Source organism: Lysinibacillus sp. S1 (assembly GCF_044986265.1).
GTDB lineage: Bacteria > Bacillota > Bacilli > Bacillales_A > Planococcaceae > Lysinibacillus > Lysinibacillus capsici.
The window spans coordinates 4,520,622-4,539,728 of record NZ_CP173154.1 but is presented as its reverse complement, the minus strand read 5'-3'; the positions used below and the strand labels follow the sequence as shown (position 1 = coordinate 4,539,728).

Here is a 19,107-nt window from a genome sequence, read left to right as displayed (position 1 = left end):
TTCTGGAATAATGGTTAACGCATTTGTTTTTTTCGTTCATCTGCCATTTTTAAAAGCTCCGTGGCATGCTGTAGTGTCAACGCTGTAATTTCCGTTCCAGACATCATACGGCTAACTTCCTCTATACGAGCATCTTGATCAATCTCTGATAAGGAAGTAAACGTTCGATCATGCTCGACTTCTTTTTTAATGAAGTAATGATGATCAGCCATCGCTGCAACTTGAGGTAAATGTGAAATACATAAAACTTGAGAATTAACAGAAATCGCGGCAATTTTCTCTGCAATCGCCTGCGCAACCCGACCACTGACACCTGTATCCACCTCATCAAAGATAATGGAAGTAATTCCATTGGAAGAAGAGAAAATGGTTTTCAACGCTAGCATCATTCGTGATAATTCTCCACCTGATGCAATTTTCGGTAAAGACTTTGGTGGTTCCCCAACGTTTGTGGAAATGTAGAAGATAATTTGATCTTTCCCATTGGCATCGAAATAGGGTAATTCATCGAAATTGACAATAAATTTTGCTTTTTCCATATGTAATTCACGTAGCTCTGCCATAATTGCTTCACTCAATTGTTGAGCTGCAGCTTTACGTACAGTTGAAAGTTCACTAGCCAGCTCATTGAGTACAGCTTCCATCTCTAACACACGTCGTTCTTTCACCTGCAAAATCTCATCACGATTCAACAGCTCATTTAACTCGTTTTTAATTTTTTCATAATAAGCCAAAATCTCTTCCACTGTCGTACCATATTTGCGTTTTAAAGTTTGCAACAACGCTAAACGCTGCTCAACCTCGTTTAAACGTGCAGGGTCAAATTCCAATTCATCTAACACATTTTTGACCTGATAGGCTGCATCCTGTAATGCATAAAACGCAGTTGTCACTGCCTCAGATGATTCTTTGAATTGTTCATCAACCGTTGCAGCATCTTCTAAAGCACCCATTGCTGTTCCGATCCAATCAAGCCCTTTCGTTTCGCCCTGAATGGCTTCATAGGCTGCACTAGAACGTTCAAAAATTTTATTAAAATTCATCAGACGACGGCGTTCGTCTAGAAGCTCGTCTTCCTCACCTAACTTTAAATTAGCTTCGTCCAACTCTTTAATTTGAAATTGATACAAATCGATACGTTGTGCCATCAACTGCTCATCAATGGATATAGAAGCTAAGTCTTTTTTGAGCAAACGGTATTCATCATATTGGGCGCGATAGTTTTTTTGAATCGGCGACAGCTCTTCTTCTGCAAACTGATCAAGCAAATTGATGTGCTGCTTTTCATCCATTAGCTCTTGATTTTCATGTTGGCCATGAATATCTATGAGACTTGCCCCAATGTCTCTTAGTACCGACAAAGGCACGAGCTTTCCATTCACTCGGCAAATACTTTTACCGGTATCATTCAAATCACGACGTAAAATAATTGTATCTTCTTCTATTTCAATGCCTGCTTCTTCTAACTTTTTCAGAACAGGATGAACTGAACTCGAAATTTGAAATAAGCCACCCAATTCTGCTTTTCTTGCGCCATGACGAATAAATTCAGTGTTGCCTCGTCCTCCTGCAAGTAAATGCACCGCATCAATGATAATAGATTTTCCGGCACCTGTTTCCCCAGTGAGAACTGTTAAGCCTTCTAAAAAGCTGACAGTCAAATCCTCAATGATGGCAAAGTTTCGAATACTAAGCTCTCTTAACACAAATTGTCACCTCTAAATCAAATTAACCATTTTTTATAGCATGTCTAATAAACGATTTTTTGTATTTTCACGCTCATTTTCATTTCGACAAATAATTAAAATGGTATCATCTCCAGAAATTGTACCTAAAATTTCGGGCCAATCTAAATGGTCAAGTAGGGAAGCAATGGCATTCGCATTCCCAGGAAGAGCTTTCATGACTAAAAAATGTGATGCCCCATCAATACTTACAAAAGCATCCGCTAATGCACGATGTAATTTTTGGACTGGATTGAAACGTTGATCTGCGGGTAGGCTATATTTATAACGCCCATCCTGTAATGGTACTTTTACTAAATGAAGCTCTTTAATATCTCGTGATACAGTAGCTTGTGTCACATTATAGCCTGCTTCTTTTAAAAAATCGACTAAATCATCTTGTGTTTCAATTTCATGATTGGCGATAATATCCCGAATCCGTATATGTCGTTGTCCCTTATTCAACGAAATCACCTCTTATAAATAATTGTATATGTGTATAATCACACTACCATTTTCAACAAAAAAGCACAAGAAAAAACACGGCTCTATAAGCGAGCACGTGTTATTTTAATGAATTATGCGCTTCTTCAACGAGTGCATTAAAAGCTGTATATGCAGGTAGCACTTCTTGTCCAATAGGATTCACTAAATGGAATAAAAATTCAATATTTCCTTCTCCACCTGTGATTGGAGAGAATGAAGCATCTTTTACTACAAAACCAACCTCAGTTGCCATTGCAGCCGTTTTTTCCAAAACTTCTAAATGTACTTTTTTATCACGAACAATTCCTTTTTTACCTACTTTATCTTTCCCAGCTTCAAACTGAGGTTTCACCAATGCCATAACATCCCCGCCTGGCAGCAATAATGTTTTTAATACTGGTAAAATCAGTGATAACGAAATAAAGCTAACATCGATTGTTGCAAAATCAGGTAAACCTTCTGATAAATCAGCTGCCGTTGTGTAGCGAAAATTCGTTTTCTCCATTACTGTCACTCGTTCATCAGAGCGAATTTTCCATGCTAATTGGTTCGAACCAACATCTAGTGCATAGCAATGTCTTGCACCATGTTGTAAGGCACAATCTGTAAAGCCACCTGTAGAGGAGCCAATGTCAAGCATTAGCTTCCCTTCTACAGACATATCAAAAATTTGTAGCGCCTTTTCTAATTTAAGGCCTCCACGACTCACATATTTTAAATCTGAGCCCTTTACTTGTAGCGGTGCATCGACGGCAATTTTCTCGCCTGCCTTATCAATTCGTATTTCATTTGAAAAGACAAGGCCTGCCATAATGGACCGTTTTGCTTTTTCTCTTGTTTCACATAGTCCACGCTCTACAAGTAAAATATCTACACGTTCTTTTGGTTGTTTTGTCATTATTTATTCAAACCCACTTGCTGTTTTTGTTGAAGTAATACATGCATACGTGCAACCGTATCTTCTGCTGTCATATGAATTTCTGCGAGTAGCTGATCTACGTTACCATGCTCAATATATTGATCTGGAATGCCCATTCGATCAACTAGTGCATTTAAATAGCCGTGGTCATGAGCAAACTCTAATACACCACTACCAAATCCACCTTGTAGAACAGCTTCTTCAATTGTTAAAATCGGTTTTTGACTAGATAATATACGGTGTAGCATATCCTCATCCATCGGTTTGATAAAGCGTGCATTGACCACTTCAATATCGATTCCTTGTTGCGCAAGCATTTCAGCAGCAGCCATTGCCATTGGAATCGTTGTTCCAAATGTCAAAATAGATGCATCTTTCCCCTCACGTAAAACTTCCCAGCTACCAATTGGTAAAGCTATAAGCTCATCATCTAATGGCACACCAATTCCATTACCACGTGGATAACGAAGTGCAATAGGACCACCATCATAATCAATTGCTGTTTTTACCATATGTTGCCCTTCATTCTCATCCTTTGGCATCATAATTGTCATGTTTGGAATATGACGAAGGAAAGCAATATCAAATACACCTTGATGTGTTTCCCCATCTGCTCCCACTAAACCAGCCCGATCAATACCAATAAAGACATTTAAATTCGGGCGAGCAATATCATGCAATACTTGGTCATATGCACGTTGCAGGAACGTAGAATAAATCGCTAAAAATGGCTTCATCTTTTGCGTAGCTAATCCTGCAGCCATCGTTGCCGCATGCTGCTCCGCAATCCCTACATCAAAGAAACGATTTGGGAAGTCCTTTTGAATACCTTGTAGCTTTGAACCTACAGGCATGGCAGGTGTAATCGTTACCACTCGCTCATTTTCATGAGCAATTTTACGAACCGTCTCAGCAATTAAACTACTCCAAGCTGGTCCAGTAGTCTCAGACTTCACAAAGGCACCATTTTCAATTTTATAAGGACCTGTTCCATGCCAATTTCCGATTGTATCATCCTCGGCTGGTTTATAGCCCTTTCCTTTTTTCGTAATAACATGAACAAGGACTGGCCCTTTTACTTTTTTCGCATGTGATAATGTCATTTCAAGCGCTTCAAAATCATGTCCATCAATTGGACCAAGATATTTAAAACCTAGCTCCTCAAAAAACACACCAGATACTACTAAATATTTTAAGCTATCCTTTACGCGTTCAACAGTAGAGGCAAGCTTTCCACCTAATACTGGAATCTTATTAATAAGTGATTCCAGCTCTTCCTTGGCTTTTGAATACTCCTTGGCTGTACGTAGACGACCTAAAACATTGTGTAATGCGCCAACATTTGGTGCAATCGACATTTCATTATCATTGAGGATGACAATCATATTTGTTTTTGCATGGCCAATATGATTTAATGCCTCAAGTGCCATACCACCTGTTAAAGCCCCATCACCAATAATAGGGATAACAAAGTTGTTTTCTTTTTTTATATCACGTGCTGCTGCCATACCCATGGCTGCTGATAAAGATGTCGAGCTATGACCTGTTTCCCACTCATCATGTTCACTCTCCACGCGCTTCGGAAATCCACAAAGCCCTTTGAACTGACGTAGTGTGTCAAATTGACTCGCACGACCTGTTAAAATTTTATGCACGTAAGCTTGGTGGCCAACATCCCACAAAAACTTATCTTTAGGACTGTCAAACATTTTATGCAGCATCATCGTTAACTCAACTACGCCTAAATTTGGCCCGATATGCCCACCTGTGACAGAACATTTTTCGATTAAGAAGGTACGAATTTCTTGGGCAAGCTGCTCAAGCTCCTTCTTATTTAAGTTTTTTAAAAAGGATGGACTAGTTATTTTATTTAAATCCACCTTTCTCACACACCTTTTCAATAAAATATTCACCGCAATTGTGTTTCCACCATTATAGCAGTGTTATCAATATGCTAAAAGTACGAGCACTTCATTGTTTACATATTGCAAACGTTCCCACCTATTCTAGCATATTCTTTTCCTTCAACGCCTTGATTTTCTCTTAGTTTTTACGATGAACTATATAAGCAGCAAAGTCACGTAATAGGCTGACATCTATTGGTAATTGATCGAGTGCGTTAATGGCATGTTGATAATGCTCAGCAAGCTTTTCTTTTGCTCCCTCTAGGGTTAAGAGTGCTGGATAAGTGCTTTTATCACTAGCGACATCTTTTCCAGCTGTTTTTCCTAGTTCTTCAGTCGTTCCCTCAATATCTAAAATATCGTCTTGAATTTGGAAAGCTAAACCAATATGGTGCGCATATTCTTTCAATGTAGCACGGTCTTGTGCTGATACATCTGCAAGTACGGCTCCCGCTTCAATACTAAAACGCAATAAAGCACCTGTTTTATTGACATGGACTTGTTCCAATTCAGCTAAATTAAGCTGACGTTGCTCCCCTTCCATATCTAGTACTTGACCACCAACCATGCCTTCTGCACCTGCTGCAACGCTTAGCAACTGGACAAGCTCAATACGCTTTTCAGCAGAGATATCCATGCGTGCTAAAATGCCAAATGCCAGTGTGTTTAATGCATCACCAGCAAGCGTAGCCAGCGCTTCTCCATAAACTTTATGATTTGTTGGCTTGCCTCTTCTAAAATCATCATTATCCATGCTTGGTAGATCATCATGGATTAAAGAATATGTGTGAATGATTTCAATAACCGAACCGACAATCAAACCGTCCTGAAGATTTTCACGGTAAAGCTCTAGTACCGCTAACACAAAAAGCGGACGAATTCGTTTACCCCCTGCCTTTAATGAATAAAGCATAGATTCCTTTAAATCTGCTGGTGCATCAATTTGTTCAACAAGTGCAAACATCATCTCTTCAATTTGTGGTGTATTGCTTTCAATAAAGTACTTTAATGGCTCATTCATTTCCTAATTCTCTCCCTTTAGTGGATCAAATGCTGTTGTTTCACCAGTCTCTTGGACAATTGATACAAGCTGCTCCTCAGCATGTTGCAGCTTACTATGGCAAAACTTTGATAGCTCCATTCCTTGCTTGTATAAATCAATCGCATTTTCCAATGGCACATCACCCTGTTCTAACTGGCGAACGATTTCTTCTAGTGCCGTCATGGCTTCTGCAAATGTTTGTTGTTTTTCAGTCACAACAATTCCCCCTCATTCTTTGGCAAGATATTCGTCACGTTAGCCACAACCTTTCCATCATGGAAAGTCAGTGTCAGTTGATCTTGCTTTTGTACCTCAGTGGATGATTTGATCATTTGCTGATCTTTATATGCTACTGTAAATCCTCTTGTTAGAATTGACAGTGGATTTAAAGCTTCTAATGTTCTAACGGTTGACTCAAATTGTTGTTGCTTTTTTGCCACATAATACGTTGTAGCACGTGATAATTGTTGAACGCGCGCTTCAAGCTCTCTCTGATGAAAAGCAAGTGCCTTTTTGGGTGAATGTTGCTCCACCGTACTATGTAATTGTTGAAGTTGGGCAGCTTTTTTCATCAAGCTCACTTGCATTGCTGCCTGTAATCCTGACTCAAGCTGTGCCAATCTTTCTGTAAAAGGTCGATAAAGTCTTTCTGGCATTGACAATGGATAAGACTGCTGGAGCTTATTTAGACGTTGTCGCTCTGCCATAAGTTGCGACCTAACCATTTGATGTAGCTGTGATTTCTGCGTAAGCACGCGTTGGTAGAGATCCGCTTGATCGGGCACAGCCAACTCAGCAGCAGCTGTTGGAGTAGGTGCACGTAAATCGGCTACATAATCGGCGATCGTTGTATCTGTTTCATGGCCAACCGCACTAATAATAGGAATTCGGCTTTCAAAAATAGCTCTTGCCACAATTTCTTCATTAAAAGCCCATAAATCCTCGATGGAGCCTCCTCCTCGCCCGACAATCAACACATCACAGCTTGCCTCTTGATTAGCACGTTGAATATTTTGCACAATATTCGGTGCAGCCTGAGCTCCTTGTACAAGGGTTGGATAAATCAAAATTTCAGCAAGTGGGTAACGCCTCTTTAAGGTTGAACAAATATCCCGTATAGCTGCACCAGTTGTTGACGTGAGCACACCAATTTTTTCAGGAAATTTTGGTATCGGTTGCTTCCACTCAGGTTTAAAAAGACCTTCTTTTTGTAATTGCTCTTTTAATTGATTGAAGGCAACAAATAGGCTACCAATGCCATCCGGTTGCATTTCCTGTACATATAGCTGATAGGTTCCATAGCCTTCGTAAACGTTTACATCCCCTCGGATAAATACTTGCATACCTTCCTTTGGTTCAAACGCTAATTTGGTAGCCGCTGCTTTAAACATCGTCGCAGCTATTCGGGCACCATCATCCTTTAATGTAAAGTAAATATGGCCGGATTGATGAATTTTCACATTTGATAATTCACCTTTTACATACACTTCACGCAAATGTGGATCTGCATCGAATTTTCGTTTAATATATTTTGTTAACGCTTTTACTGTTAAATAAGAAGCAGAGGACATGTTTTCGGCTCCTTTACTAAAATCAAGTTTTTCACAAAACTACACCTATCATAACATTTTTTGCAGTCGTTGACGTGCCAAAATGCAGTTTCGATAGAAAAAATGACTGTCTTTCTTCTATCGAAAAACAACTATAACACATTCCTACACGTTCTCACTATTAGAAATCGTATATTATGAAAAATAACAAACAAAGCCCCATAACTTCATACGTTATGAGACTTTATATTTTAATAAAATAGTAATAAAAGAGTTCCTACAATAAAACAATAATACGTAAAGTAGCTAAGTTTGCCACTTTTCATAATGCCCATAAACCAACGCATCGCAAAATAAGTCATAATGAGTGTTGCCAAGAAAGTGGCGGCATATGGAAGAGCTAAGGCACCTTTATTCGGCTCGTCTAAAAAATCTGTAATGCCAAGGACTACCCCACCCAAACTTACAGGAATATAAAGCATAAAGGAAAAACGTAAGGCTGTATCCTGCTTCATCCCTACTGCTATGGCGGAAATAATCGTAGCTCCTGAACGGCTAATGCCTGGCGTTAAAGCAACTGCTTGCCCCAGCCCTACAATGATGGCATCTTTAGCACGTAAATCTGCATCTTTCTTCTTGCCACGCATATTACGAATTAACCATAATGCAGTCCCTGTCACAAATAGCATGAGCGCAATCGTTGTCATACTTACGTTATCTGCAATAACATCACTTAATAACACCCCTAAAACGCCAGCAGGAATTGAACCGATGACAATATAGAGAGCAAAGCGAAAATCTGCGTTATACCGCTTTTCTCTAGTTTTCAAGTAAAGAAAAAAATGACTGATCAGACGAACAATATCCTCACGATAAATATACATAATAGCAAGTAACGAAGCTGTATTGGTTAAGATGGCAAAAGTAAAACCTTGTTCACCTAGTCCCAGCATTTCGCTAGCAATCATTACATGTCCACTCGACGATACAGGAATTGGCTCTGTAAAGCCTTGGACAAGTCCAATAATGATATGCTTGACAATTAACATAATATCGATATTTTCCATAAAAACCTCCTCCTCAGTATGTATGTCCCAAACGTTACATTAGACGACATAATCGAAGAAAAGTTCTGAATTTACACAACAAAAAAGTCACCTCACACAATGTTGAGATGACTTTCTTCAAAAGGTTTTTTATTTTGCAAGCGTATTTTCAGCTGCTTGCACTGTGTTGAATAGTAACATTGTGATGGTCATTGGTCCTACACCACCTGGTACAGGCGTAATATGAGACGCAATTCCATCTACTTCTGCAAAGTTTACGTCACCGCATAATTTATTGTTGTCATCGCGATTAATGCCTACATCAATAACAACAGCCCCTTCTTTCACGTGCTCTTTCGTAATAAAGTTTGCACGTCCGACTGCGGCAATTAAAATATCTGCTTGTTTTGTAAATGAAGGTAAATCTGGCGTTTTAGAGTGTGTATAGGTTACCGTTGCATCCTTTTGTAAAAGTAGTTGTCCCATTGGTTTACCAACGATATGACTACGACCTACGATTACAGCATGCTTTCCTGCGATTTCAATTCCTGAATACTCAAGAAGCTTCATCACGCCAAACGGTGTACAAGGTAAAAATGTTTCTTGGCCAAGCATCATTTTCCCAACGCTTACAGGTGAGAATCCATCCACATCCTTCTCGACAGCAATCGTTGCAATGACTGTATCCTCATCAATATGTTTTGGGAGTGGTAATTGAACTAAAATACCATGAATATCCTCACGTTGATTTAAAAGCTCAATTTGTGCTAGTAATTCCTCTTGCGTTGTCTCTTCGGGTAATTTAATGAGTTCTGAAAACATACCAATCGCTTCACAAGATTTTTGTTTATTTCTCACATATGTAGCTGATGCCTGGTTGTCTCCAACTAACACAACCGCTAAACCAGGTGTCAATCCTCGCTCTTTTAAACGAATGACACGCTCTGCTACAGCATTACGAATTTCTTGACCAATCTCTTTACCATTAATAATTGCACTTGACATAAACCTTCGTTACTCCTTCCAATTCAACACATTATTCTTGTTCTGTAAATTTAGAAAGTACACCATTGACGAATTTAGATGAACTATCATCGCCAAATGTTTTACATAACTCGATTGCTTCGTTTAGTACTACTCTTTTTGGTGTTTCTGGCATGTATAACAATTCATATACAGCTAAACGTAAAACCGTTCTTTCAATTTTGGGTAGACGGGCAAGTGACCACTTTTCAAGATGCTGTTCTAATGTAGCATCGATTTCCTCCAAATGTTCAGCTGTTCCATTTACGATCTTTTCGTAGAAGGCATTGGTAGGTTGACCTTTAATATGGCCCATTGCTTCTTCAACTGTTAGATCCGTATTGTCTAGCTGAAACAAAACTTGCAACGCTTTTTCGCGTGCTTCATGTCGTTTCATGTAAAGCTCTCCTTCTTAAGTGGCATTAAGGTTTATAATAGCATAAAATCACATGAGAAACACGATTTCAAGCAAGTTTTCAATAATCTGAACCTTTTTCAAGGAACTTTTTGTTTAAGCCCACTTCTCATCGAAATAGTGGTATTCCAAAAATGAATGTTTCCTGTTCGTAATGGTATAATAAAGAAAAACGTTAGAGGTGTCACAATGCAAACTGAAGCTATATGTCTTAGCTGCAAAAAACATTTAAAATGGTTGACGGTGAAGAACAATATCAACAAATGAAGGAACGTACATCTCACCTATTTTACTGGGTGGATGCAAGCATAAAATTCGTTTTGATGCCATTCGAAACTTTTTTAGCTTTTATTAGTGGAGGCCATTTATGAAGGAACATTATTATACGATAGGTGAGGTTGCCAAACTTTCAAACTTATCGGTTCAGACATTACGTTATTATGATCAAATTGATTTATTTAAGCCTGCTTATATCGATACCTTCACCAATTATCGGTATTATAAAGGCAATCAGCTATTCTATTTAGACATTATAAAGTCCCTTAAATATATCGGCGTGACGCTTGATGATATAAAAAAAGCACTTAGATTAACCTCTGAGGAATTGCTTGATTTTTTAGCTCAGCAGGAGCTACGCATCAATGAAAAAATTTCACGTTTAAACGAAGCAAAAAATACCTTACTAAAAACAAAAAAGCAATTACAAGAGCAAATTGATATCCCAGTCTTCGGTGAGATTTATGCGCAAATAGAGGAAGCAATGCCCGTTCTTCAAGTAACCACTACTGAATTAACACCGACATCGAGCACCAGTACATACTATGCCACTTTAATTAAAATCATCGAAAAGGAAGGCAGTGTCTTAAACAGTCGTTATGGCTGTATTTATCCACTAGAGCCCTATAAAGATGTCAATGACATCATTTATGATGCTATTTTCACTCCCCTATTAACGGAGCGCACATTTTCGCAGCTTTCACCAAACATACAACAAACCATTATTCCTGGGGGTAGATATGTATGCATTGCCTTTATTTACGATCCTGATACTTATTTTTCATTCTATGAAAAGTTGAGAAATCATGTATTGGCTCAGCAGGAACTATTTGAATCGCAAGTGTATGAGCTATACATGCCAGCAACGCTCACTATGGAACAAGAAAAGAAATTTATAGTAGAATTAAAGATTAGGCAAAAACAAGAGACACAAAATTCCTCCGAAAAAGTAGTGGCGCATTCGTATAACTCTCAGCCAGAACTCCCAAACTGATAAAAATTTTTAAAAATAAAAACAAATCTTTTGACCCTATAGTTACTATAGGGTTTATCGTATTACATGGAAATATTCTAGTAGATTGAAAACATGTATCGCGAACAATTAGAAGGAGAAGTTTATGAGCAAGAAACAAAATATAACCTTAGCTATTTTATTATCTAATCTTTTCATTGCCTTTTTAGGGATTGGTTTAGTCATCCCTGTTTTACCAACCATCATGAATGAGCTACATATTTCTGGCTCTGTTGTTGGTTATATGGTGGCAGCCTTTGCCATTACACAATTAATTGCATCACCAATTGCAGGTAAGCTTGTTGATAATATTGGCCGCAAAGTTATGATTGTTGCAGGTCTTTTTATTTTTGGACTTTCTGAGTTTTTATTTGGGTTTGGTCGTTCTGTTGAAATTCTTTTTGTCTCTCGTATGTTAGGTGGCGTGAGTGCCGCTTTCATTATGCCAGCTGTAACCGCCTATATAGCTGATATTACGACATTGGCACAGCGCCCTAAGGCACTTGGCTATATGAGTGCAGCCATTAGCACAGGTTTTATTATCGGCCCTGGGATCGGTGGTTTTTTAGCTGAAATTGGTACACGTGTCCCATTTTATGCAGCTGGGGTACTTGGTCTGTTTGCAGCTATCCTGTCATTGCTGTTTTTAAAAGAGCCAACACGTGCTACAGACAATGAAGAAGTAGCACAATCCATGTTAGGTAGTGTCAAGCGTGTGTTTAGTCCACTCTACTTCATACCATTCATTCTTATTTTCGTGTTATCATTTGGCMTCGCTGCATTCGAATMATTGTTTAGCTTATTCGTTGATCACAAATTTGCGTTTACACCATCGGATATTGCCATAATTATTACAGGAAGTGGTATTGTTGGGGCACTAGCTCAATTAATACTATTTGATTGGCTGACAAAGAAAATGGGTGAGATTAATGTTATTCGTTACTCTCTAATCCTTTCAGCAGTATTAACATTTGCCATGACGATCGTGAGTCATTATTTTGCCATCTTATTCGTGACATTCTTTATTTTCGTAGGCTTCGATTTAATTCGACCTGCTGTTACTTCGTATTTATCGAAAATTGCCGGAAATGAACAAGGATTTGTTGGTGGCATGAACTCTATGTTTACAAGTCTTGGTAATATTTTTGGCCCAATTCTAGGTGGGGTATTGTTCGATATCAATCTGAACTATCCATACTACTTTGCTACAATCGTATTGGTGCTAGGCGTCATACTTGCTTTATTCTGGAGAAAGCCAAAGCATATAGAATTATAAAATAGCGATACATCCACATGAACATCCTAGAGAAATCCATATAAAAAGGACTGCCCTTTGATGAACGAATCATCATTGGGCAATCCTTTTCTTTTTTATTCATGCACTACTGTTTCTTCTTTTTCAAAGTGAATACCTGTAATATGCACATTTACTTCTGCTGTTTCTAGTGCCGTCATATTAAAAATAGCCTGACGGATTTGCGTTTGAACTTCTTTTGCTACTTTAGGAATGGCATATCCATATTTCACAGAGCAAAATACATCAATCGCAATTTCACCAGTTTCCGTTACACCTGATTTAATGCCTTTATTGTGTACTTTTTTACCGAAACGTTCCACGACACCCGTCGCAATATTTCCACGAGTTGCAGCAATGCCTTCTACTTCATTGACAGCAATCCCAGCCACAACCTCGATCACCTCTGCCGCTACCTCAATTTTTCCAAGCTCTTCTTTCCCAGAAGGTGTTGGTTGTACGAAAGATTGTCCTACTTTCTCTGCCATACAAATATCATCCTTTCCCTTACACATCACAAACAAGTGCTGTACTTACATTTATTATACTATAAAAAGGAAGGTTTGGCTGTCGAAAGCCGTTTTAATTTAAAACCGACTTTACTGATCCACGACATCGATTAAATAAATTCCCTTTTCAAATCCCCCACGAGCATTTCTCTTGTGTACACGGGTCGCTTCTAGCTCCTCAAAGCTTACACCTAGCACACCGATAGCCATATGAATGAGCTCCAGTATGTCTGCGAGCTCTTCAACACTATCTTCTTTATGCTGGGCTTCGTAAAATTCTGTAGCTTCTTCTATCATTTTAGCCTTTATTGCCTTTACCAGCTCACTAGGTTCTAAAATGCGTGCATGATAGGATAAACCCTATCGCTTCATTACTTTAAAATTTTATGACCCTCACTAGCTTATTGTATATTGTATTCTTTCTATAATATAGAATTGATTTGAGATAAAGTAGAGGTAGAGTATGTTACAAAAATGGTTGTTTGGCATCGGTGGGGTTGTCCTAATGTTTACAATGTTTTTTTTATTTTTTGGGAATAGTGCTAGTGAAGATACATTGCTTGCGAAAAATATAATGGAAAAAGCAAATAATGGTACAACTATAGTTTCACTAAATAAATTAACGGATTTTGATTGGGAAAAAGCGCAAATTTTTGGACCTTATACAACGAAAGATGCGATTWAAGAAACAATGAACATACAGTKTAAAGGTAGTATTAGTGGATTAGATGTACGGGAAGATATTTTCCTTCTTGTATTTGCGAAAGAAGGCCATGCGATAAAGACAGCTGTGCTTTACAGAAACATAGGAGATTATTCAACAAAGAATGGTATGTTAACACCAGATAACGATCTTCTATCTATAAAATAGAACTTTTATAATCTTTTTCACACTTCAATTAGTACGGTTTAAGCTTCTATAACGGTCAATCTTTCTTCTATGATTGATCTTCCTACCTGCAAGTAAGTCTTCTATCTAGTTATGCTTAGACATAAAAAACCTCCTAACTAATAATAGCTAGGAGGTTTAAACTTGTGAACGCTTACTTCACTTTTTCTGCTACACCCAATACATCGTTCTCTTCTAGGAACTTCGTATTGAATTGCGCTGATTTGAAGACATCATTGTTCATTAGTGCTTGGTGGAATGGAATGGTTGTATTAATTCCAGGACCAGATACTTCGAATTCACTTAAGGCGCGGTTCATTTTTGCAATCGCTTCTTCACGTGTATCCGCGTGAACAATTAGTTTTGCTACCATTGAATCGTAATATGGTGGGATTGTATAGCCTGCATAGACAGCAGAATCAATACGTACACCATAGCCACCTGGTGTTATATACGTATCAACAGTTCCTGCTGAAGGCATGAAGTTTTTATAGGCATTTTCTGCGTTAATACGGCATTCAATCGCCCAACCATTTAATTTTATATCATCTTGTGTGAATGGAAGCTTCTCACCAGATGCAATTTTTAATTGTTGTTGTACAAGATCTACACCAGAAATCATTTCTGTTACTGGGTGCTCAACCTGAATACGAGTGTTCATTTCCATGAAGTAGAACTTGTCCTCTTGATAGTCATAGATAAACTCGATTGTGCCAGCACCTTCATAGTTACATGCTTGTGCCGCTTTTACTGCAGCTGCACCCATTTCAGCACGACGCTCAGAAGATAGGGCTGGAGATGGAGCTTCCTCTACTAACTTCTGCATACGACGTTGAACCGTACAGTCTCGTTCGCCTAAATGCACCACGTTACCGTAGCCATCTGCTAAAACTTGGATTTCACAGTGACGGAAGTACTCGATAAATTTCTCTAAATATACGCCAGGGTTACCGAATGCTGCAGCAGCCTCTTTTTGCGTAATTTCAATACCTTTTACAAGATCTTCTTCTGTACGTGCTACACGGATTCCTTTACCGCCACCACCAGCAGTTGCCTTGATGATGACAGGGTAACCAATTTTAGCAGCCCATTCTTTACCAGTTTCGATATCTGGTACAATACCAGTACCTGGAACAAGTGGAACGCCTGCTGCTTCCATTGTTGTACGTGCAACGTCCTTGATGCCCATAATTTTAATAGAATCAGATGATGGACCGATAAATTTAATGCCAGCGTTTTCACAAGCTTCAGCAAAATCAGCGTTTTCTGATACGAAGCCATATCCTGGGTGGATGCCATCAGCACCTGTCTTTTCAGCTACGCTAAGTAGCGCTGGGAAGCTAAGATAAGAATCTTTTGATAGCTTCGGTCCGATGCAATAAGCTTCGTCTGCTAACTTCACATGTAATGCGTCAGCATCTGCTTCAGAGTACACAGCAACCGATTGAATGCCTAACTCTTTACAAGCACGAATGATACGCACAGCGATTTCGCCGCGGTTTGCAATTAAAACTTTTTTCATTTGTTTTGCACTCCTTACTCAGCTTTTACAAGGAATAATGGTTGGCCGTACTCTACTAAGTCGCCATCTTTAACTAGAATTTCAACGATTTCCCCTTGCACTTCTGCTTCGATTTCGTTGAATAATTTCATTGCTTCTACGATACATACGATTGTTTCGTCCCCTACTTTGTCACCCACTTTTACGTAAGCAGGAGAATCTGGGTTTGGTGCTTGATAGAAAGTACCGACCATTGGAGATACAATTTTATGTAACGATGGGTCGTTAACTGATGGTGCCGCTGCAGCTGGTGCTGGCGCTTCTTCTTTCGCTGGTGCAGGTGTTACTGCTGGAGCTTCTGCTGGTGCAGATTGTTGTACAACAGGGGCTACTACTTCTTTTTTAGGTGCTACAGTTTCTGTAACAACAACATTATTCTTTTTAAGTTTTACTTTTGCGCCATCTACTTCATACACAAACTCGTCAATAGAAGAAGAATCCACTAATTTGATAATTTCACGAATTTCTTGAATTTTGAACATTTCTAACTCTCCTTATGAATTAAAATCTACTACAATAACTATTCTATATTTTTTCGTATCAATTTGAAATAGTTAAATGAAAATTAAGTAAATATGAACAAAATAAAAGGCTTTCCTTTACTAAGCGAAAGCCTTTTCATGAAGCTGATATATAACAACTTTTTAATAATTAACTAAAAATTTATTTTTTTCTTTATTTTTTAATAATTATTTGCACTGAACTTAACTTGCACATCATTTGCGCCTTCCATCTCTGTTTTTACCAAATAAATAATTTCGTTTGCTTGGGCTTTTGACAATTCCTCTGCCATCACTGTCACCGACACTTTTTCTCCCTCAGCACGAACAAACGCATCAGAGTAGCCTAATGATTTTACGAGCATCTCAAGCATAGCTTCAGCTGRTTCACGTTTAATAMGGCCATCCATTTCATTATATGCCTCATTTTTTTCTTCGGCAGAATATTCTTCTGAGGCAATCTTTTGTGTTAACTGTTCACGAAGCTGACTTCTCTCATCACTAACCTGCATACGCATTTCTTCAAATAAGTGACTTGGTGAAGATACTTCTTGTGTTATATCATTTGTTGCCTCCTGATCTGTAACACCTGTGACAGCTGTTTGTTGCAGTGTATCATCTGTAAAAATAGTAAGACCATTGAATTGCTTTGCTGGATCTACCAAATAATACACTGAAATGACTGCTACTAAACTTAATAATGTCATAAACCAAACTGTTCTTCTACGTACGCGCATTTACTTTTCCTCCTTATTTTCCATTGGAACAATAATAATTCGATGAATCGGTAATTGCATCACTTGACTGACGACAGCACGAATTTCATTTTTCACAAAGATATCGGAAGCACCCTCTGACACAACGAGCATTCCCGTCACGTTTTTCGCGCCTTGTTCAGTCCCTCGAAAATATTGGCTGAATAGTTTATTGGCATCCTGATCATCTGTCATCTCTCCATAATAAAAGTAGACTTTAACCTTCCCAACACCTTCCATTGCCTTCAGGGTTTGCTCAAGTTTTTCTTCATTCGTGAGCGGTGAACCTTTGTCGCTTGTTGAATTCGTTTGGTACATAGGTAAAATGATGAAAATTCCCACGGAGGCAGCTATCAAAATTAAAACCATCAATGACGTTGTTTTTTTTCGTGTCTTTTCCACATCACTTGTACATTGCCTCCTTTCATCTTCTCTTTTTCAAGTGTATGTACGCTTGTTTCTTCCTATGAATTGATAAATGGAATCTTTAATAGCAATTGCAAAAATACTAACGTGATGACCAACTTTGTCAGTGAAATTATTTCCTTATCATCCGTTAGAAACACAAAAATCTGACAGACAAACAGCAATGCCAATAAAAGAATCAATCTATCTCCCCCCTGCCATGACTTGTACGAACACAATGAGGAAAAAACAAGAAAACATAAATGAAAAAGCAATTAAAAATGATACAGCACATAAAGTAAATAGTGATTTGCTAACTTGATCTAGTAGTCTACAAATATCATCAAAGGCAATCGGTTCTAAAATAGCAGCGAGCATTTTCAAAGAATAGGCACTAACTACAAGCTGCACGGTTGGGATAAAAGACACCGTAATGACGGCGATAAAGGCGCTAATACTTGTAAGAGAAGATGTAAATTGAGTCATATGCTGAAACATCGAAAAACTATCCACAATAAAAGAACCAACAACTGGAATATTTTCTTCAATTAATTTTTTGACGGGCTCTGCTACAGCCGCATTGACACTAAATGCTGCTACACCGCTTGCGGTCATCAGTAAGACATAGCAAATAACTGAGGCCGACACGATGCTCATAATTGTAAAGCGAATTAATTCTGCTATTCGAGTAAAGGATATTTCCTTTACGATGACACTGCATACATCAAAGACAATGGCCAAAAGCACGCCAGGAATAAGCCACTTACTACTGATAATGGTGAGGACTTGTACAAAAAACAGTAAAAAAGGCTGCCAGGAAGCAATCGCTGTAATACTACTGGATAATAAAAAGCTTGATGTAAGAATCGGATAAAATGCCGTAAATAGATGGGCTAGTCCTTGTGCAATTTCATCAATTAATGTAAAGGAGTTGACAACAACAGGACCGATTGTTGCTAAAACGATAAGAAAAAAAAGTATCCTTGTCCCTTTTTCAAACTCTGGTAATAGCATGTTCACAATCAAAATGATGATGACGTAGCTGCAAAGCATGAGCGTCATCTTGAGCAAGAGAAAGAATGGGTCGATTAAAAACGATAATATTTGCTCCTGCAATGGCTTCGCTCCTTAGTTTAGCCTTTTTAAAATGGCCGACACCTCCTGTAGAACAGCCAGAAATTCTTTAAACCAATACAGCAAAATCACAATTTTCACCGCAGCAAAAACGATGTTCCCGAGCACTTTATAATTATGTTCTGCCAAAAGCAATGCCACCCACTGCCCGACATAGAACATACTTGCACTGATTAAAATAGCCTTCGCATAAGGTAAAAACGCAAGTGTTTCTAACAATTGTTTGGCGAAAGGCAATAAAAGCGTCGAGAACAACATGCCAAAAAGCAAAAAAGAAAACATCACACTGATTAGCGCATGGAGTGGCTGTATAACTTCTTTTATCAGCAATAATAAAAGCAGCATGACAACAGCGACGATGACAATTTCCATTCACATTACCCGGATGAGGTAAGCCATTGGAAGAAGGTTAAAATCTCATTAAAGAATAGACGTAAAAATCGAAGTAATTCTGCTGTCATATATAAGTAAGCAATGAAAAAGAGGAAAAATGAAAACTCCTTCTTCCCTGTTTGATCAAAGAAAACATGAAGAAGCGCAACGACTAGTCCCACTCCAGCAACTCTTAATACGTCTTGTAATTCCATTCCTACGCCCCCTCGTGTACAGCAATATATGTCGCTCTTCAAAAAAAAAGACCTCKATACAGATGTATAGAGATCT

The 19,107-nt window shown here is 38.4% G+C and carries 23 protein-coding genes; 3 read left to right on the top strand and 20 right to left on the bottom strand.

All coding sequences use genetic code 11. The features are described from left to right. Positions 1 to 14 precede the first annotated feature (14 nt). The 10 genes from recN to nusB form a co-directional block, all read right to left on the bottom strand. Entirely contained in the window at positions 15 to 1,706 is a 1,692-nt protein-coding gene (recN, locus tag ACHZEU_RS22885) for a DNA repair protein RecN (RefSeq protein ID WP_054549167.1), read from the bottom strand. Positions 1,707 to 1,739: 33 nt separating this feature from the next. Next, a complete protein-coding gene (gene ahrC, locus ACHZEU_RS22880; protein WP_004231170.1) occupies positions 1,740 to 2,189 on the bottom strand; it encodes a transcriptional regulator AhrC/ArgR in 450 nt (149 codons plus the stop codon). A gap of 100 nt (positions 2,190 to 2,289) precedes the next feature. Then, positions 2,290 to 3,108, bottom strand: coding sequence for a TlyA family RNA methyltransferase (locus tag ACHZEU_RS22875; protein ID WP_004231167.1), 819 nt, complete (start codon positions 3,106 to 3,108; stop codon positions 2,290 to 2,292). Then, complete coding sequence (gene dxs, locus ACHZEU_RS22870; RefSeq protein WP_048392297.1) at positions 3,108 to 5,009, bottom strand: 1-deoxy-D-xylulose-5-phosphate synthase; 1,902 nt, start codon at positions 5,007 to 5,009, stop codon at positions 3,108 to 3,110. The genes ACHZEU_RS22875 and dxs overlap by 1 nt, the downstream gene beginning before the upstream one ends. A 163-nt stretch (positions 5,010 to 5,172) precedes the next feature. Next, a complete protein-coding gene (locus tag ACHZEU_RS22865) occupies positions 5,173 to 6,054 on the bottom strand; it encodes a polyprenyl synthetase family protein (RefSeq protein ID WP_269898196.1) in 882 nt (293 codons plus the stop codon). Between the two features lie 3 nt (positions 6,055 to 6,057). Further along, positions 6,058 to 6,291, bottom strand: a complete 234-nt coding sequence (xseB, locus tag ACHZEU_RS22860; protein ID WP_008179899.1) for an exodeoxyribonuclease VII small subunit — start codon at positions 6,289 to 6,291, stop codon at positions 6,058 to 6,060. Next, the gene (gene xseA, locus ACHZEU_RS22855) at positions 6,288 to 7,646 is read right to left on the bottom strand and encodes an exodeoxyribonuclease VII large subunit (RefSeq protein WP_054549164.1); all 1,359 of its coding nucleotides are present in this window, start codon (positions 7,644 to 7,646) and stop codon (positions 6,288 to 6,290) included. The genes xseB and xseA overlap by 4 nt, the downstream gene beginning before the upstream one ends. A gap of 230 nt (positions 7,647 to 7,876) precedes the next feature. Further along, complete coding sequence (locus ACHZEU_RS22850; protein WP_048392294.1) at positions 7,877 to 8,692, bottom strand: undecaprenyl-diphosphate phosphatase; 816 nt, start codon at positions 8,690 to 8,692, stop codon at positions 7,877 to 7,879. A 129-nt stretch (positions 8,693 to 8,821) separates the two neighbouring features. Beyond that, positions 8,822 to 9,676 carry a bifunctional methylenetetrahydrofolate dehydrogenase/methenyltetrahydrofolate cyclohydrolase FolD gene (folD, locus tag ACHZEU_RS22845; protein ID WP_054549163.1) on the bottom strand — a complete coding sequence of 285 codons (855 nt, stop codon included), beginning with the start codon at positions 9,674 to 9,676 and terminating at the stop codon, positions 8,822 to 8,824. Positions 9,677 to 9,707: 31 nt separating this feature from the next. Continuing rightward, positions 9,708 to 10,091, bottom strand: coding sequence for a transcription antitermination factor NusB (gene nusB, locus ACHZEU_RS22840; protein WP_004231146.1), 384 nt, complete (start codon positions 10,089 to 10,091; stop codon positions 9,708 to 9,710). A gap of 385 nt (positions 10,092 to 10,476) precedes the next feature. Here nusB and ACHZEU_RS22835 point away from each other — a divergent pair, with 385 nt between their 5' ends. Next, the gene (locus tag ACHZEU_RS22835; protein ID WP_054549162.1) at positions 10,477 to 11,379 is read left to right on the top strand and encodes a MerR family transcriptional regulator; all 903 of its coding nucleotides are present in this window, start codon (positions 10,477 to 10,479) and stop codon (positions 11,377 to 11,379) included. Positions 11,380 to 11,503: 124 nt separating this feature from the next. Then, positions 11,504 to 12,673, top strand: coding sequence for an MFS transporter (locus ACHZEU_RS22830; protein WP_404803800.1), 1,170 nt, complete (start codon positions 11,504 to 11,506; stop codon positions 12,671 to 12,673). A 95-nt stretch (positions 12,674 to 12,768) separates the two neighbouring features. Here ACHZEU_RS22830 and ACHZEU_RS22825 read toward each other — a convergent pair whose 3' ends face one another. Both ACHZEU_RS22825 and ACHZEU_RS22820 read right to left on the bottom strand, forming a co-directional pair. Continuing rightward, on the bottom strand, positions 12,769 to 13,179 hold the full coding sequence (locus ACHZEU_RS22825) for an Asp23/Gls24 family envelope stress response protein (RefSeq protein WP_004231142.1): 411 nt from the start codon (positions 13,177 to 13,179) through the stop codon (positions 12,769 to 12,771). Between the two features lie 111 nt (positions 13,180 to 13,290). Beyond that, positions 13,291 to 13,539, bottom strand: coding sequence for a phosphoribosyl-ATP pyrophosphohydrolase (locus ACHZEU_RS22820; RefSeq protein ID WP_404804611.1), 249 nt, complete (start codon positions 13,537 to 13,539; stop codon positions 13,291 to 13,293). A 124-nt stretch (positions 13,540 to 13,663) separates the two neighbouring features. On the opposite strand from ACHZEU_RS22820, the gene ACHZEU_RS22815 reads away from it, so the two are divergent. Next, on the top strand, positions 13,664 to 14,071 hold the full coding sequence (locus tag ACHZEU_RS22815; protein WP_404803799.1) for a hypothetical protein: 408 nt from the start codon (positions 13,664 to 13,666) through the stop codon (positions 14,069 to 14,071). 172 nt (positions 14,072 to 14,243) lie between these two features. Here ACHZEU_RS22815 and accC read toward each other — a convergent pair whose 3' ends face one another. The 8 genes from accC to ACHZEU_RS22775 all read right to left on the bottom strand — a co-directional run bounded on the left by accC (position 14,244) and on the right by ACHZEU_RS22775 (position 19,031). Continuing rightward, positions 14,244 to 15,611: an acetyl-CoA carboxylase biotin carboxylase subunit gene (accC, locus tag ACHZEU_RS22810; RefSeq protein WP_004231135.1), complete on the bottom strand. Its 1,368-nt coding sequence runs from the start codon at positions 15,609 to 15,611 to the stop codon at positions 14,244 to 14,246. Positions 15,612 to 15,625: 14 nt separating this feature from the next. Next, positions 15,626 to 16,132, bottom strand: a complete 507-nt coding sequence (gene accB / locus ACHZEU_RS22805) for an acetyl-CoA carboxylase biotin carboxyl carrier protein (protein ID WP_004231133.1) — start codon at positions 16,130 to 16,132, stop codon at positions 15,626 to 15,628. Between the two features lie 200 nt (positions 16,133 to 16,332). Next, the gene (locus ACHZEU_RS22800) at positions 16,333 to 16,887 is read right to left on the bottom strand and encodes a SpoIIIAH-like family protein (protein ID WP_404803798.1); all 555 of its coding nucleotides are present in this window, start codon (positions 16,885 to 16,887) and stop codon (positions 16,333 to 16,335) included. After that, on the bottom strand, positions 16,888 to 17,307 hold the full coding sequence (locus ACHZEU_RS22795; RefSeq protein ID WP_066036340.1) for a hypothetical protein: 420 nt from the start codon (positions 17,305 to 17,307) through the stop codon (positions 16,888 to 16,890). It abuts the gene before it with no gap. 62 nt (positions 17,308 to 17,369) lie between these two features. Beyond that, the gene (locus ACHZEU_RS22790) at positions 17,370 to 17,513 is read right to left on the bottom strand and encodes a hypothetical protein (RefSeq protein WP_004231124.1); all 144 of its coding nucleotides are present in this window, start codon (positions 17,511 to 17,513) and stop codon (positions 17,370 to 17,372) included. Between the two features lies 1 nt (position 17,514). After that, entirely contained in the window at positions 17,515 to 18,426 is a 912-nt protein-coding gene (locus tag ACHZEU_RS22785; protein ID WP_004231121.1) for a stage III sporulation protein AE, read from the bottom strand. A 12-nt stretch (positions 18,427 to 18,438) separates the two neighbouring features. Next, on the bottom strand, positions 18,439 to 18,816 hold the full coding sequence (locus ACHZEU_RS22780; RefSeq protein ID WP_016994741.1) for a hypothetical protein: 378 nt from the start codon (positions 18,814 to 18,816) through the stop codon (positions 18,439 to 18,441). Positions 18,817 to 18,821: 5 nt separating this feature from the next. Next, positions 18,822 to 19,031, bottom strand: coding sequence for a hypothetical protein (locus ACHZEU_RS22775; protein WP_012295089.1), 210 nt, complete (start codon positions 19,029 to 19,031; stop codon positions 18,822 to 18,824). Positions 19,032 to 19,107: the final 76 nt, after the last annotated feature.